Here is a 15,050-nt window from a genome sequence, read left to right as displayed (position 1 = left end):
AGGCCCGGCCGCGCCGACCTCAGCGGCCCTCGGCGTCGTCCATCGCGCGGTAGATCCGCTGCTCGGAGACGGGGTACGGGGTGCCCAGCGCCTGGGCGAAGACGTTCACCCGCAGCTCCTCGATCATCCAACGGATCTGTCGGACGGACGTCTCCTGCCGGCGGGCGGGCGGCAGGTTGGCGAGCAGGTCGGCGTACTCCTTCTGCACCACCGCGATCCGATCCTGCTGTTGGCGGTCGCGCTGCGGGTTGCCGCCGAGGCGGTCCATGCGCCGTTCGATGGCGGTGAGGTAGCGCAGCAGGTCGGGCAGGCGCGCGTACCCGGTCTCGGTGATGAACCCGGCGTGCACCAGCCCGGCGAGCTGGCTGCGGATGTCGGCGAGCGCCGCCACCACGGCCAGGTTGCGGGTCGCGCCGAGGCGCTGCTCGACCGCGTACGCGGCGGCGAGGACCCTGCGGACCCGGTCCATCACCTCCACCACGGTGTCGACCAGATCGGCGCGGACCTTCTCGCGCAGGGCGGCGAACCCGTCGGCGGTCCACGCCGGCCCGCCGGCCGCGCCGATCAGCCGGTCGATGGCCGCGCCCGCCGCGTCCTCGATCAGGTCCTGTACGCCGCCGTGCGGGTTGCGGCTCAACGCCAGCTTCGCCTCGTTGTCCAGCCGCCCCTGCAGGAACCTCGCCGGGGACGGCACGGTGAGCCGCAGCAGCCGGCGGGTGCCGGCCCAGTGCGCCGCCTCCGCCTCGGCGGGGGAGTCGAACACCCTCACCCCGACCGCGGCGCCCTCGTCGACGAGCGCCGGGTACGCGGTGACCGCGTAGCCGGCCCGGACCTGCTCGATGGTGCGGGGAAGATCGCCGACGCTCCACTCGCGCAGCCCGGTGCGGGCCACCTCCGGCGCGGCGGCCGCCACCACCTGGCGTACCTCCTGGCGGAGTTGGCGTTGCAGGGCGGGCAGGTCCTTGCCCTCCGCGACCGGCTTCTCGTCGTCGCCGAGGACCCGGAACGTCACCCGCAGGTGCGCCGGCAGCTTGCCCGGCTCCCAGGCGTCGCGGGGCACCGTCACCCCGGTCATCCGACGTAGCTGCCGGGTGAGCGCGTCGAGCAGCGACTCCTCGCCGGGGGTGATCGCCGCCAGCGCCGCCCGGGCAAAGTCCGGTACCGGAACGAAGTTGCGGCGGATCGCCTTGGGCAGCGAGCGCATCAGCGCGATCACCGTCTCCTCGCGCAGCCCCGGCACCTGCCAGTCGAAGCTCTCCGCAGGCACCTGGTTGAGCAGCGGCAACGGGATGTCGACGGTGACGCCGTCGTCGGGTGTGCCCGGCTCGAAGCGGTAGGTCAGCGGGAGGCGCACCCCGTGGGCCTGCCACTCGTCCGGGTAGTCGTCCTCGTCCACCCCCGGCCGGCCGTCGTTGACCAGCAGGTCGCGGGTGAAGGTGAGCAGGTCGGGTTGCTCGCGGCGGGTCTTCTTCCACCAGCTGTCGAAGTGCCGACCGGAGGAGACGTCGGCCGGGATCCGTTGGTCGTAGAAGCCGAAGATGGTCTCGTCGTCGACCAGGATGTCCCGGCGTCGGGCCCGGCTCTCCAACTCCTCGATGTCGGTGAGCAGCCGCTTGTTGTCCGCCCAGAACTGGTGGTGGGTCTGCCAGTCGCCCTCGACGAGGGCGTGCCGGATGAACAGCTCCCGGCTCAGCGTCGGATCGATCCGTCCGAAGTTGACCTTGCGGGAGCTGACCAGCGGAACGCCGTACAGGGTGACCTTCTCGTAGGCCATCACCGCGGCCTGCTTCTTCTCCCAGTGCGGCTCGCTGTAGCTGCGCTTGACCAGGTGCTGCGCGAGCGGCTCGACCCACTCCGGCTCGACCCGACCGGCGATGCGTCCCCACAGCCGGGAGGTCTCCACCAGCTCGGCGGCCATCACCCAGCGCGGCGGCTTCTTGAACAGCGCCGACCCGGGGAAGACCGCGAACTTCGCGCCCCGCGCCCCCAGGTACTCATGTTTCTGGGCGTCCTTCAGGCCGATGTGCGACAGCAGGCCGGGCAGCAGCGACTGGTGCACCTTCGGGGTGTCGATCTCCTCCGGCAGGTCCGCGCCACCACGGCGGCCCCGGCCGGCGTCCGCGTCGTCCGCGGTGTCGCGCGCCGGCCGCCCACCACGCCGGTCACCCTCGGCCGGGGTACGCAGGACCTGCCGCAGTTGGCTGACGATGTCCTGCCACTCGCGGATCCGCAGGTAGTTCAGGTACTCCGCCTTGCACATCCGGCGGAACGCGCTGGAGGACAACTCCCGCTGCTGCTCGCGCAGGTAGCGCCACAGGTTGAGGTAGGCGACGAAGTCGGATTCCTTGTCGGCGAACCGGGCGTGCGCCTGGTCGGCCTGGGCCTGCTTCTCCGCCGGCCGCTCCCGGGGGTCCTGGATGGAGAGCGCGGCGGCGATCACCAGCACCTCGGTGGCGCAGCCGTTGCGTTCGCCCTCGACCACCATCCGGGCCAGGCGCGGGTCGACGGGTAGCTGGGCCAACCGTCGGCCGAGCGCGGTGAGCCGCTTCGCGGGGTCGACCTCGGTCGGGTTCAACGCGCCCAACTCGTGCAGCAGGTTGACGCCGTCGGTGATGTTGCGCTTGTCGGGTGGATCGATGAACGGGAACGCGGCCAGGTCGCCGAGCCCGATCGACGTCATCTGGAGGATGACCGACGCCAGGTTGGTGCGCAGGACCTCCGGGTCGGTGAACTCGGGCCGGGAGGTGAAGTCCTGCTCGTCGTAGAGCCGGATGCAGATGCCGTCCGAGGTACGGCCACAGCGACCCTTGCGCTGGTTGGCCGACGCCTGCGAGACCGGCTCGATCGGCAGCCGCTGCACCTTGAGCCGGCTGGAGTAGCGGGAGATGCGGGCGGTGCCCGGGTCCACCACGTACTTGATGCCGGGCACCGTCAGCGAGGTCTCCGCGACGTTCGTGGCGAGCACCACCCGGCGCGCGGAGTGCGCGGCGAAGACGCGGTGCTGCTCGGCGCTGGAGAGTCGCGCGTACAGCGGCAGGATCTCGGTGCCGAGCAGCGAGCGCTTCTTCTGCACCAGCTTGCCCAGCGCGTCGGCGGTGTCCCGGATCTCCCGTTCGCCGCTGAGGAAGACCAGGATGTCGCCGGGCCCTTCGGCGGCCAGCTCCTCGACGGCGTCACCGATCGCCTGGATCTGGTCGCGGACGTTCTCCTCGTCGCCGTCGCCGTCCTCCTCGCCCTCGGCCAGCTCGACGAGGGGCCGGTACCGCACCTCGACCGGGTAGGTCCGACCCGAGACCTCGACGATCGGCGCCGGAATGCCCTCGGCGTCAGCGAAGTGCCGGGCGAACCTGTCCGTCTCGATCGTCGCCGAGGTGATGACCACCTTGAGGTCGGGTCGTCGGGGCAGCAGCTCCCGCAGGTAGCCGAGGATGAAGTCGATGTTGAGACTGCGCTCGTGCGCCTCGTCGATGATCAGCGTGTCGTACTGGCGCAGCATCCGGTCGGTCTGCAACTCGGCGAGCAGGATGCCGTCGGTCATCAGCTTCACCAGGCTGCGGTCGCTCACCTGGTCGGTGAAGCGCACCTTGTAGCCGACCACGTCACCCAGCTCGGTGCCCAGCTCGTCGGCGATCCGGTCGGCCACCGTCCGGGCGGCCAACCGCCGGGGCTGGGTGTGCCCGATCAGGCCGTGCACCCCGCGCCCCAACTCCAGGCAGATCTTGGGGATCTGGGTGGTCTTGCCGGAACCGGTCTCGCCCGCCACGATCACCACCTGGTGGTCGCGGATGGCGGCGGCGATGTCGTCCTTGCGCTCACTGACCGGCAGACCCACCGGGTACGTGATCACGGGCACCGCGGCCTGACGGGCGGCGAGCCGCTGCTCGGCCCGGACCAGGTCGGCGGTGATCTCGGTGAGCGCCGCCTCCCGACGCTGCGGGTCGCGCAGCTTGCGGGCACCGTCCAGCCGCCGCTGGAGCCGGCGCTGGTCGCGGAACATCAGAGGTGTGAGGCGGCGGTGCAACTCGCGAACGGGGTCGGACGCGACGGAGGCGGTTGGATTCTGCATGTCGTGCCCAAGGATAGGCAGCCCGGCGTCGCGCCGCCCCTGGGTTACCGAGCGGCCGGCTCCGGCGAGGCCACCTCCCGTCCCGGGACGGCCAGGAGCGGGACCTAGAGTTGGCGGCCGACGTCGAGCGTTGGGGGAGCCGTGCTGGAGATGCGTGACACCGACCGCGCCCTGGTGCAGGCCGCCACGGCGGTCTCCAAGCTGCGCTGCCGCAGCCCGCACCACACCGTCGCGTCGGCGGCCCGGACGGCGGACGGCCGCGTCTTCACCGGAGTGAACGTCGAGCACGTCACCGGCGGAGCCTGCGCCGACCTGGTCGTGGTCGGCACGGCCGCCACGCAGGGTGTCACCGCGCTGGAGACGATCGTCACGGTCGCCGACCGGGGTCGCGAGGTCGTCGCACCCTGTGCCGGCTGCCGGCAGGTGCTGCGGGACCTCTTTCCGCTGCTGCGGGTGATCGTCGGCCCGATGGACGCGCTGCGGGTGGTCCCGCTCGGGGAGTTGCCGGCGGAGGCCGGGAGCGGCTCGGCCGGCTGACCGGTCGCGGCGTCAGTCCCCGGCGGCGGCCTCGAGCATCGACTGCGGCACCGGGACGCTCCCGAACCGCAGGTTGCCCTCCGGCAGCAGCCACGTCGTGACCCGCGCGACCAGGCGACCAGCCCGTACGGCGGGGTCGTTGGCGAAGAGTGTGCGCGCCTCGTCCGGGGCGATGGACAGCACCACGAAGCCCCGCAGGTGCTCGTCGTCGGGATGCAGGAACGGCCCGGCCGCGAGGACCAGGCCCTGCTGCACGAGGCCCGCCTGGTGCGCCAGGTGCGCGTCCTGCAACCGGTCGATCGCGTCCTGCGGCAGCTCCGGTGGGGCCGGCGCTCGGGTGAACAGGACGACCGTGTGCTGGTCGAATCGCATGTTCCTACCCTATGACCCGAATGTCCCTCTTCTGGGTGTCATCGGCTAGCTGTCCGCCCTGCGACCGTCCGCGAATCTCATTCTCGTATGAGGTCCGGAACGATGAGGGGGTGCGGCATGGTCACCAGACGTCGGCTGCTCGCGGCGGGTGCCACCGGCGGCGCGGTGGCGCTGATCCCGGCGGGCTGGGCGGCGTCGGGCCGGGCGCTCGCCGCGGCGGCGCTGAACGCCCAGGACATCCCGAAGTACGTCACCGCGCTGCGGATCCTCCCGGCCATGCCGACGGTGGCCACCGATCCGGACCGCGACACGTACGAGATCGCGGTACGACAGTTTCGCCAGCAGATCCTGCCGCCGTCGTGGCCGCGTACCACCGTGTGGGGTTACGGCTCCACCGCCCACCCCGGCAGCTTCGGCTACCCGGCGCCCACCATCATGGCCCGGGTGGACCGCCCGGTGCGGGTGACCTGGGTCAACCAGCTCGTCGACGACCGGGGCGACTACCTGCCGCACCTGTTGCCGGTGGACCCCACCCTGCACTGGGCCAACCCGGGCGGTGGCATCGAGCACCGGGACCACCATGGGCAGTGGGACGGCAGCCCGCAGGGGTACGGCGGCCCGGTGCCCCAGGTCGTCCATCTGCACGGTGCGCACAGCACCCAGGACAGCGACGGACACTCCGAGGCGTGGTACCTGCCGGCGGCCCGGAACCTGCCGCCCGACTTCGCCGTGGCCGGCAGCGCGTACCGCGAGTTCCGGTCCCGGTTCGCCGACCGGTGCGGGCTGCGCTGGGCGCCGGGCTCGGCCACCTTCGAGTACGCCAACGACCAGCGGCCGTGCACCCTCTGGTACCACGACCACGCGCTCGGGCTCACCCGGGAGAACGTCTACGTCGGGCCGGCCGGGTTCTACCTGCTCGACGGTGGGGACGAACTGCCCGAGGGGGTGCTGCCCGGCCCGGCACCGACCCGCGACGATCCGCCGAACGCCTCGTACCACGACATCCCGCTGATGATCCAGGATCGCAGCTTCACCGCCGACGGCGAGCTGCGCTACCCGACCCGGTACTCCGGTCGCGCCGACGGGCCACCGACCTGGGTGCCCGGGTTCTCCGGCTCCGCGATGGTGGTCAACGGCCGCACCTGGCCCTCGTTGACGGTCCAGCGCCGGCGCTACCGGTTCCGGCTGCTCAATGCCTGCAACAGCCGGTTCCTGCTGCTCAGCGTGGTCGCGAACGCCACCGCCCGCCCAGCCCGGCCGGTGCTGCCGGTCTGGCAGATCGGCAGCGACGGCGGCCTCCTGCCGGAGCCGGTGCCGCACGAACGGGTGGCACTCGGCCCCGCCCAGCGGGTCGACGCGATCGTCGACTTCACCAACGTCCCGGTCGGCACCGAGCTGTACCTCGTCAACGAAGGTCCGGACGGGATGTACAGCGGCGGCCGGCCCGGGGTGGACTTCGACCCCGCCGACCCGCACACCACCGGGCAGGTGCTGCGCTTCGTGGTCACCGACGCGGCCGGCGCCGACCCGAGCGTCCCACCGGAGCAGTTGCGGCTGCCGTCGCACCCGCGGCTCGGGTCGGCTCAGCGGGTACGCCGGCTGTCGCTCAACGAGCGGCGGTCCGGCAGCTCGACGGTCATGCTGCTCGGCGTCCTCGACGAGCGTGGTCGGGGTCTGCCCCTGCGCTGGAGCGACCCGGTGACCGAGCAGCCCACCCTTGGCGACACCGAGGTGTGGGAGGTGCGCAACTTCACCCACCACGTGCACCCGGTCCACCTGCACCAGGTCCAGTTCGAGCTGCTCGGCCGGGGGCGTTCGGGCCGGTCGCTGCCGGGCCCACAGGACCGGGGGTGGATGGACACGGTGCTCGCGTACCCGGGGGAGGTGACCCGGATCAAGGCGCGGTTCGACCTGCCGGGTCGGTACGCCTGGCACTGCCACCTGCTGGAGCACGAGGACAACGAGATGATGCGACCACTGAACGTGCTGCCGCGCGGCGGAGCGGCGGCGGGGGACGGTGGCGCGGCGGGTGGGCCGGCGGAGCCTGGTACGGCATCGACGGACGCCGGTTAGCCCTCTTTCCGCAGCTCGGCTAAGGTTAGGCGAACCTAAGCCAGAACGTGCAGGAGACTCGTGACCACCCTCGCCACCCGGCCGACCCCGGCCCGCAACCGGTCCGGCACGCGTACCGGCCGCCGGGTGGCCGTCACAATCGGGGCCGCGCTGGTGCTGCTGCTCACCGTGCTGGCCAGCTTCGCGCTCGGCAGCCGGTCACTCGGCGTCGGCCAGGTCTGGCACGCGCTCGTCGCGCCCGACGGCGGCGACGCCAGCACCATCGTCCGTGAGCTGCGGATGCCACGGACCGCGCTCGGCCTCGCCGTCGGGCTCGCACTCGCCGTGGCGGGGGTGCTGTTCCAGGCGCTCACCCGCAATCCCCTCGCCGAGCCGCGCATCCTGGGCATCAGCGCGGGCGCGTCGTTCGGCGTGGTGCTCGCGATCTCCGTCTTCGGCGTCGGCACGCTCGCCGGGTACGTCTGGTTCGGCATCGCCGGAGCGCTGATCGCCGGGCTGCTGGTCTTCGCCATCGCCACCCGCGCCCGCGACGGCGCCAGCCCGGTCACCCTCGCGCTCGTCGGCGCGGCGCTCGACGCCAGTCTCGCCTCCGGGGTGTACGCGCTGCTCAGCATCGACGCCCGCACCTTCGAGGAGTACCGCTTCTGGGTGGTCGGCGGCCTTGCCGGCCGGGACCTGTCGGTCGCCGCGCAGGTGCTTCCCTTCGTCCTCACCGGCCTGGTGCTTGCTGCCCTGGTGGCCCGAGGGCTGGACGCGCTTGCCCTCGGCGACGACGTGGCCCGTGGCCTCGGCCACCGGATCGGCCTGGTCCGCCTCGGCGGCGGCCTCGCCGCCGTACTGCTGACCGGCGCCGCGGTGGCCGCCGCCGGACCCGTCGCGTTCGTCGGGTTGGCCGTTCCGCACCTGGCGCGCGCCCTGGTCGGCGCCGACCACCGCTGGACCCTCGCCGTCTCCGCACTGCTCGGGCCGGCCCTGCTGCTCGCCGCCGACATCGTCGGTCGGCTCGTCGCCCCGCCCGGCGAGATCCCGGCCGGGGTCGTCACCGCCCTGATCGGCGCGCCACTGCTGGCCGTGCTGGTCCGCCGTGCCCGGGTGGTGACCGCGTGACCACCACCCAGCGCCCCCCAGGCCCCTCCGGCTCGATCGGGGCGTCCGGCCTGGCTGGGCTCGCCGAGCCGGCTGGGCATGCCCGGCTCGCGGGGCGCTCGCTGCTGCGGATCGGCCCGGTCAGCCTGCTGATCCGCCGTCGCGCGGTGCTGGTGGCCACCGCGCTGATCGTGCTGCTCCTGCTTGCCGTCGTGCTCAGCCTCTCGCTCGGCACCCCGTACGTCGCCCCGGCCGATGTGCTGCGCGCCCTCTCCGGCGCCGGCACCCCGTACGACCTCGTGGTCCTTGACCTTCGGCTGCCGCGGGTCGTGCTCGCGGCCGTGGCCGGCGCGGCCTTCGGCGTGGCCGGCACGCTGATCCAGAGCGTGGCCCGCAACCCGCTCGCCAGCCCGGACGTCATCGGCATCACCCAGGGCGCCGGCCTCGCCGCGACCGTGGCCCTGACCAGCGGAATGGCCGCGGTGCTCGTCGCGCCCACCGCGCTTGTCGGAGGGCTGCTCGCGGCGGTGCTGCTGTTCGCCCTCGGGGCCCGGCACGGGCTGGCCGCGCAGCGGTTCGTGCTCGCCGGGGTGGCGGTCGCGTTCGGTTTCCGGGCGCTCACCGAGGTCGTCATGCTCACCGCCGACCCGATCGACGGGTTGCGCGCGCAGATCTGGCTGATCGGCACCCTGGCCGGCAAGGGCTGGACCGAGGCCGCCTGGATCGCCGGCACCCTCGTGGTGCTGCTGCCGGTGCTGGCCTGGGCCGGCTGGGCGTTGAACAGCACCGCCCTGGACGACGACACCGCCCGTGGTGTCGGGCTGCGCCCGGTGGCCCGCCGGATCGGCCTCGCCGGCACCGGCGTCCTCGTCGCCGCGATGGTCACCGCGCAGGTCGGCGCGGTCGACTTCGTGGCCCTGGTCGCCCCGCAGGTGGCCCGCCGCCTGGTACGCGCCGAACGACCACCGCTGGTCTGCGCGGCGCTGCTCGGCGCACTGCTGCTGGTGCTGGCCGACCTCGCCGGCCGACGGCTGTTCGCACCCACCCAACTGCCCGCCGGTGTGCTGACCGCCGCGATCGGCGGCCCGTACCTGATCTTCCTGCTGCTGCGCGGCCGGCGGCGGTCGTCGTGACGCCTCAAGGAGTGGTGTGATGCTCTCCACCCGCGATCTGGTCGCCGGCTACGACGAGCGCACCGTGCTCGACGGGCTCGACCTCGACCTGCCCACCGACGCGTTCACCGTGATCGTCGGACCCAACGCGTGCGGCAAGTCCACCCTGCTGCGCACGATGGCCCGGCTGCTCACCCCCCGTCGAGGCACCGTCCTGCTGGACGGCAGCGCCATCCGCGACCTGCCCACCCGGGAGGTGGCCCGCCGCCTCGGCGTCCTACCGCAGAGCCCACTGGTGCCCGAGGGCGTCACGGTGGCCGACCTGGTCGGGCGCGGCCGACAGCCGTACCAACGGTGGTGGCGGCAGTGGTCGACGGAGGACGGCGCGGCGGTCGACCAGGCGATGGCCCTCGCCGACGTCACCGACCTGGCCGACCGGCCGGTCGACAGCCTCTCCGGCGGCCAGCGGCAACGGGTGTGGATCGCCATGACACTCGCCCAGGACACCGACGCCCTGCTGCTGGACGAGCCGACCACCTTCCTCGACCTGGCCCACCAGGTGGAGGTGCTGGACCTCCTGCACCGGCTGCGCTCCGAGCGGGGCCGCACCGTGGTCGCCGTGCTGCACGACCTCAACCAGGCCGCCCGCTACGCCGACCACCTGGTCGCCATGCGCGCCGGCGCCGTGGTCGCCGCCGGACCGCCCCGGGAGATCCTCACCGCCGACCTGGTCCGCGACGTCTTCGGCCTGGCCTGCGTGGTCGTGCCCTGCCCGGTGACCGGCGCCCCGCTGGTGGTGCCCGCGTACACCGGCGGCACCTCCGCCCCGCCCGCCGCCGGCGCGGCCGGTCCCGCCGCCGCGTCCGCGGGCGCGGCTGGTTCGGTCGGCGTTCCCGCCGACGGGCCTGGTCCGGTCGGCGCGTCCGCGGGCGCGGGTGACCCCTCTTCGTCGACGGCGTCCGTACCGGACGCTCGACCCGCCACCGGCGACGCGGCCAACCCGCTCGCCGGCTCGCACCCCTCGAAAGGACTCTGATGCGTCGTCTCGTCGCCGCTCTCGCCGCGGCCGTCGCCCTCGGTGCCGGACTCACCGCCTGCGGTGAGAGCGACCCGGTCGCCGGCTCCACCACCGGGGAGACCCGGGAGATCACCCACGCCATGGGCACCACGAAGGTCCCGGCCGAGCCCAAGCGCGTCGTCGTCCTCGACACCGACAAGATCGACACGGCGCTCTCGCTGGGCATCACCCCGATCGGCGCCGCCACCGCCGGCGAGGCGAAGAGCTGGCCGACGTACTTCGGCGCGGACAAGCTCGCCACCATCAAGGAGGTCGGGGTGCTCACCGAGCCCGACCTGGAGGCGATCAACGCGCTGAAGCCGGACCTGATCCTCGGCAGCAAGTTCCGTCAGGAAAAGTTCTACGACGAGCTGGCCGCCATCGCGCCCACCGTGTTCACCGACAAGGTGGGCATCACCTGGAAGGAGAACCTCCTCCTCGACGGCAAGGCGCTCGGCCGCGAGCAGCAGGCCAAGGATCTGCTCGCCACGTACGAGAAGCGGGCCAAGGACTTCGGCGCGACGCTCGGCGACGCCGCCGCCCGCAAGGTCTCCATCGTGCGGTTCCTGCCCGGCAACATCCGGGTCTACGGCCCGGACTCGTTCTCCGGCATCGTCATCGGCGACACCGGCCTGGGCCGCCCCGAGCGTCAACTGCTCGCCAACAAGGAGGACAAGCGCTTCGACCTGGTCAGCCCCGAGCGGATCAACGAGGTCGACGGCGACGTCATCTTCGTGACCGCGTACGGCGACAAGGCCGCCGCCGAGCAGACCAAGGTCGCCGGCGGAACGCTGTGGAAGGGCCTCGGCGCGGTGAAGGCCGGCAAGGCGTACCCCGTCTCCGACGAGGTCTGGATGACCGGCATCGGTGTCGGCGCCGCCAACAAGATCCTCGACGACCTGACCAAGTACCTCCCCGCCGCCTGACAAACCGGCCCCTCCGCGCACGGCCCCGCCCCCCAGGCGCGCCGCGCCGACTTCCAAGATCCGCGCAAGTTCGGTGAAAGTGCTGCCTCACGCGCCCTCGAGGCAGCAAAATCCCTGATATTGCGCGGATCTTGGGGCGTCCCGGTCCGGGTCCCGGTCCCGGTCCCGGTCCGGGTCCCGGTCCCGGTCCCGGTCCGGGTCCCGGTCCCGGTCCCGGTCCCGGTCCGGGTCCCGGTCCGGGTGCGAGCCTGAGCCTGGGTGCGAGCCCGGGTCCGGGTGCGAGCCTGAGCCTGGGTGCGAGCCCGGGTCCGGGTGCGAGCCTGAGCCTGGGTGCGAGCCCGGGTCCGGGCCGAGCACGGGTCTGCTCGGTGTGGGTTCGGGGGCTGAGTCAGCGGGAGCGGGACCGGAGGGCTTGACGTAGTTCGGCGAGGAAGCCGTCGAAGTCCTCGCGGAACCGCTTCGAGGTGACGTGCAGGACGATCCAGTCCTCACCGAGCAGACGGTTGAGGCGGCGTCGGTCTCGGTGGAACTGCTCGGGATCGTCATGCCACATCCCGTCGTACTCGACCGCGACCTTGAGGTGCGGCCACGCCAGATCAAGGCGGGCCACAAAGCTCCCATCTCGCTCGACCACGAATTGAGTCACGGGCATCGGCACTCCGGCGAGGACTATCCGGACACGGAGCCGGGACTCCGGGATCGACTCCGCGCCCGCGTCGGCCAGTTCAGCCACCCGTACCATTCGTTTCCACCCCCGTTTGCCAATTTCCGCTCGAGAGTCGGCGCGCAGTTGGGGGAGCGCCACCAACTGTTGGTGGGCGAGACGATCCACGACGGCCACTGCGTCCTCCGTTGGTAACCACTGGGCCAGGTCCCAACAGGTGCGCGCCGGCGTGGTCAGCGGGATGCCCTGACGTATCGCAACGTCCCCCGCAGTGATCGTGCCGGTGTGCACGACGAGGCCCGAGACCGGCCCGAACCGCTGCCCTGCGGGCACGAGCACATCGATGGGCTCGTGCTCGGCGACCGACACGGCGCCATAGAGCGCGGCCGCACTGCGACCGGCGACCGCTACGCCCGGCGGCAGAACCCACCGCGCGGCAGCGGCACATCGAGTGCGGTGGGTGATCGCCAGCCGGGTATCGGCGTAGACATCCCGGAACAGCGGACGCCACGCCGCGCTGCGTAACTCTGCCCGGGTCAGCAGGCCTTCGGCAATGACGTGGGAGCCGCGAAAGAGGCGTCCCTGCAGCTTTGTTGGCCGTCGCGGGGAAATAGGCATGACAAATACGATGACCGGCGTTCGCATTCGCCCGCAGTCCCTGTGGATAACCCCGGACCAGGGCCGAACGCCAAGATCCGCGCAACTTCGCTGTTCTTGCTGCCTCCTCGCGTCGCGAGACAGCAGCATCCCCGAGGTTGCGCGGATCTTGGGCGGTCGGAACACGGTGGACGGATGGGCGGCGCGAGAGGTGGGCGCGTAAGAGGTGGATGGGCTTGTGGGGTGCTGAGGGCCGGGGTGGTGGGGTGCTGAGGGCTGGGGTCGTGGGGTGCTCAGGGCCGGGGCCTTCAGGTGCTGAGGGCCGGAATCGTGGGGTGCTGAGGGATCAGGGCGTTGGGCGTGGAACCGGGGCGCGTGGAGCGTTGGGCGCGCGAGGGGTGGGGACGTAGGAGTGAAGGAGTGGGAATCGGAGGGCGTGGAAGGTGGAGGGCGTGGGCGGTGGAGGGCGTGGGGAGAAGGGTTAGGCGGCAGTGGACCAGATGGCGCGGAAGGCGGCGGCTTCGCCGGAGAGCCATCGTTCGATCTGGTCGGGCTTGGCGTCGGAGGGCATGTGGTGGGCCTGGCCGCGACGGACGTCGACCAGGACCGGCTCGGCGTGCGGGAGCACCGCGTCCATGTGTCGGGCCATCAGGTGCAGGGTGGCGAGCACCGACTCCTCGCTCGGCGGGGCCTCGTCGAAGTGCAGGCGGACCGCTTCGGCGCGGCCGTCGGCGTGGCGTACCCCGAAGTGGGGGTTGATCTTGACGGGTAGGTCGCCGAGCATGGCCAGGGCGTCGCGGGTCTGGGCGAGATCGAGCGCGGCCGGCTCGCCGAGGGAGTGCAGCCAGGTCGTGGCGCCGGGGACGAGTGCCTGGTAGAGCGGGCGCCAGCGGGGCTTGACGATGTCGACGACCCCGGCCAGGTGGGTGCCGCCGGTGTGGAAGGCGATGTCGGCCTTGAGCGCCTTGACGAACTGGCCGTGCGGGTTGAAGCCGGACCGGCTGGCGCGTTGCTTGCGCAGCCCTCCGACGAAGGTTGCCTTGGTGGGGCCGGTGCGGTCGACGTAGCGGGTGAAACCGAGCAGTGTGGCGTAGGGGGTGAGGGGCGTGGAGGCGGGCGCGGTCACGGGCGTCCTCCCAGGTCAGGAACTTGATTAGTACATACATTCTAATCGACGGGTCTGACATTGCCCAGCGAAGTTGACAGAGTGTGCCGCCTCCTGGGAACCGGACGAATCGTCCGGCTGGACGCGTGTCGTGGGCCACCGCCGGTGGTCGACGCCGATAGCATCTGCGCGGGCTCACCGATCGGTCCCGCCCCGGAATCGATGCGAGGCAGCGGGCAGCAGGGCTTCGCGCCGGCCGAGTCGTCCACCCTGGCTCACCTCATTGCGGGAGCAACCATGATCAATATCCGATCGTGGCCACGAGGGGCGCTCGCCGCTCTCGGGGCGGTTGTGGTCGGCCTCGCCGGGACGCTTGTCCTCATGACTCCGGCGAACGCGGATCCTTCGAACTTCAGCGTCAATCACGAGGTCAGGTGTCTGGCCGACGGCACCTACCAGATCCGGTGGACCGTCCTTGCCGAGGAGCAGTCGACCGACGCGACGCGATACCGGTTCGTCAAGGTGGAGGTGTATCCGCCCGACAGCACCATCGACCCCATCGCGGCCAGCCCCGAGGGCGTCTTCCCGCACTCGGTGGGCGAGCCGGTGGTCGGCAGCCAGACGTTGCCCGGCACCACCACCTTCGCTGACCTGGCCGTGTGGGTGCAGTGGGACGACGGCTACTACGAGACGTCCGGCTTCGCCGGTGGCGTCCCACTCGACGGCAGGTGCGGGCAGCCTCCTACCGATCCGACGGCCACCTTCCAGTCCCGGTGCGACGGCAGCGTGCTTGTCGACCTGGCGAACCCGCCCGCGGGGCGGACGGTCGACCTGGTGGTGAAGACCGTCCCCGGGGGCTTTACGCGAACCATCTCCCTGGCCCCGGGAGAGTCCGTGAAGGGTATCGAGGTGCCCAGGGGATCCGATGTTCTCTCGGTTACGGTCGTGGGAGAGCGGGAGGCGTTCGCCGTGTACTCCTGGGTCGCCGATCCGGGTCACTGCATCGTCCCGGACATCCGTGCCCGCTCGACCTGCGACGAGTTCGTCATCGCGGTGTCGGCTCCGAACGTCGGCTGGAACCTGTTCGTCACCTTCGATCCCAATCGTGGCCCGGAGCAGCGGCGGACCATCGAGAGCGGCGCCACCGTCGACGTCTCCTTCCCGGCCGTCGCGGGGCTGGCTGTCACACTCCGGTCGGACGAGTTCGACCCGCAGCTCAGCCACCTGAATGGTCCGTACCGGTGGGAGCGGCCAGCGGGCTGCGCCGACGGCGGGGGCGGCGGCCTCCCGGTGACCGGCCAGTCGACAGGTGGCGTGGTCGCGGGTGCCGGCCTGCTGCTGGGCGTCGGTGCGATCCTGTTCGTCCTGGCCCGTCGTCGACGGATCTGGTTCACCGTCTGACTTTCGCAGGCGGGCCTCGCGGGGGCGGCGGGCTGATCAGAGGAACAGCCGCGC

Annotated in this window: 11 protein-coding genes; 7 read left to right on the top strand and 4 right to left on the bottom strand. The window is 72.1% G+C overall.

Annotation, left to right across the window (positions count from 1 at the left end):
* Nucleotides 1-19: 19 nt before the first annotated feature.
* Nucleotides 20-4,066, bottom strand: a complete 4,047-nt coding sequence (hrpA, locus tag AB0C15_RS07335) for an ATP-dependent RNA helicase HrpA (protein ID WP_357349626.1) — start codon at nucleotides 4,064-4,066, stop codon at nucleotides 20-22.
* A gap of 150 nt (nucleotides 4,067-4,216) precedes the next feature.
* On the opposite strand from hrpA, the gene AB0C15_RS07330 reads away from it, so the two are divergent.
* On the top strand, nucleotides 4,217-4,603 hold the full coding sequence (locus tag AB0C15_RS07330) for a cytidine deaminase (protein WP_357349624.1): 387 nt from the start codon (nucleotides 4,217-4,219) through the stop codon (nucleotides 4,601-4,603).
* A gap of 12 nt (nucleotides 4,604-4,615) precedes the next feature.
* On the opposite strand, the gene AB0C15_RS07325 is transcribed toward AB0C15_RS07330, so the two are convergent.
* On the bottom strand, nucleotides 4,616-4,975 hold the full coding sequence (locus AB0C15_RS07325) for a YciI family protein (RefSeq protein ID WP_357349622.1): 360 nt from the start codon (nucleotides 4,973-4,975) through the stop codon (nucleotides 4,616-4,618).
* A gap of 117 nt (nucleotides 4,976-5,092) precedes the next feature.
* Between AB0C15_RS07325 and AB0C15_RS07320 the strand changes: the two genes are divergently transcribed.
* The 5 genes from AB0C15_RS07320 to AB0C15_RS07300 are packed head-to-tail and all read left to right on the top strand — an operon-like array spanning nucleotide 5,093 to nucleotide 11,229.
* Entirely contained in the window at nucleotides 5,093-7,048 is a 1,956-nt protein-coding gene (locus tag AB0C15_RS07320; protein ID WP_357349620.1) for a multicopper oxidase domain-containing protein, read from the top strand.
* A 60-nt stretch (nucleotides 7,049-7,108) separates the two neighbouring features.
* Complete coding sequence (locus tag AB0C15_RS07315; RefSeq protein WP_357349618.1) at nucleotides 7,109-8,155, top strand: iron ABC transporter permease; 1,047 nt, start codon at nucleotides 7,109-7,111, stop codon at nucleotides 8,153-8,155.
* The gene (locus AB0C15_RS07310) at nucleotides 8,152-9,267 is read left to right on the top strand and encodes an iron ABC transporter permease (protein WP_357349616.1); all 1,116 of its coding nucleotides are present in this window, start codon (nucleotides 8,152-8,154) and stop codon (nucleotides 9,265-9,267) included. Before AB0C15_RS07315 ends, AB0C15_RS07310 begins: the two co-directional genes overlap by 4 nt.
* Before the next feature lie 19 nt (nucleotides 9,268-9,286).
* Nucleotides 9,287-10,282: an ABC transporter ATP-binding protein gene (locus tag AB0C15_RS07305; protein ID WP_357349614.1), complete on the top strand. Its 996-nt coding sequence runs from the start codon at nucleotides 9,287-9,289 to the stop codon at nucleotides 10,280-10,282.
* Nucleotides 10,282-11,229 (top strand): iron-siderophore ABC transporter substrate-binding protein, encoded by a 948-nt coding sequence (locus AB0C15_RS07300; protein WP_357349611.1) that lies wholly within the window; start codon nucleotides 10,282-10,284, stop codon nucleotides 11,227-11,229. Before AB0C15_RS07305 ends, AB0C15_RS07300 begins: the two co-directional genes overlap by 1 nt.
* Before the next feature lie 388 nt (nucleotides 11,230-11,617).
* Here AB0C15_RS07300 and AB0C15_RS07295 read toward each other — a convergent pair whose 3' ends face one another.
* Together AB0C15_RS07295 and AB0C15_RS07290 are read right to left on the bottom strand one after the other, a co-directional pair.
* Nucleotides 11,618-12,511: a hypothetical protein gene (locus AB0C15_RS07295; protein WP_357349610.1), complete on the bottom strand. Its 894-nt coding sequence runs from the start codon at nucleotides 12,509-12,511 to the stop codon at nucleotides 11,618-11,620.
* Between the two features lie 460 nt (nucleotides 12,512-12,971).
* The gene (locus AB0C15_RS07290) at nucleotides 12,972-13,616 is read right to left on the bottom strand and encodes a hypothetical protein (protein WP_357349609.1); all 645 of its coding nucleotides are present in this window, start codon (nucleotides 13,614-13,616) and stop codon (nucleotides 12,972-12,974) included.
* A 276-nt stretch (nucleotides 13,617-13,892) separates the two neighbouring features.
* Between AB0C15_RS07290 and AB0C15_RS07285 the strand changes: the two genes are divergently transcribed.
* Complete coding sequence (locus AB0C15_RS07285) at nucleotides 13,893-14,996, top strand: LPXTG cell wall anchor domain-containing protein (RefSeq protein ID WP_357349607.1); 1,104 nt, start codon at nucleotides 13,893-13,895, stop codon at nucleotides 14,994-14,996.
* The last annotated feature ends 54 nt before the right edge of the window (nucleotides 14,997-15,050 follow it).

Source organism: Micromonospora sp. NPDC048835 (genome assembly GCF_040649995.1).
GTDB lineage: Bacteria > Actinomycetota > Actinomycetes > Mycobacteriales > Micromonosporaceae > Micromonospora.
This window is presented reverse-complemented; position numbering and strand designations above follow the sequence as displayed.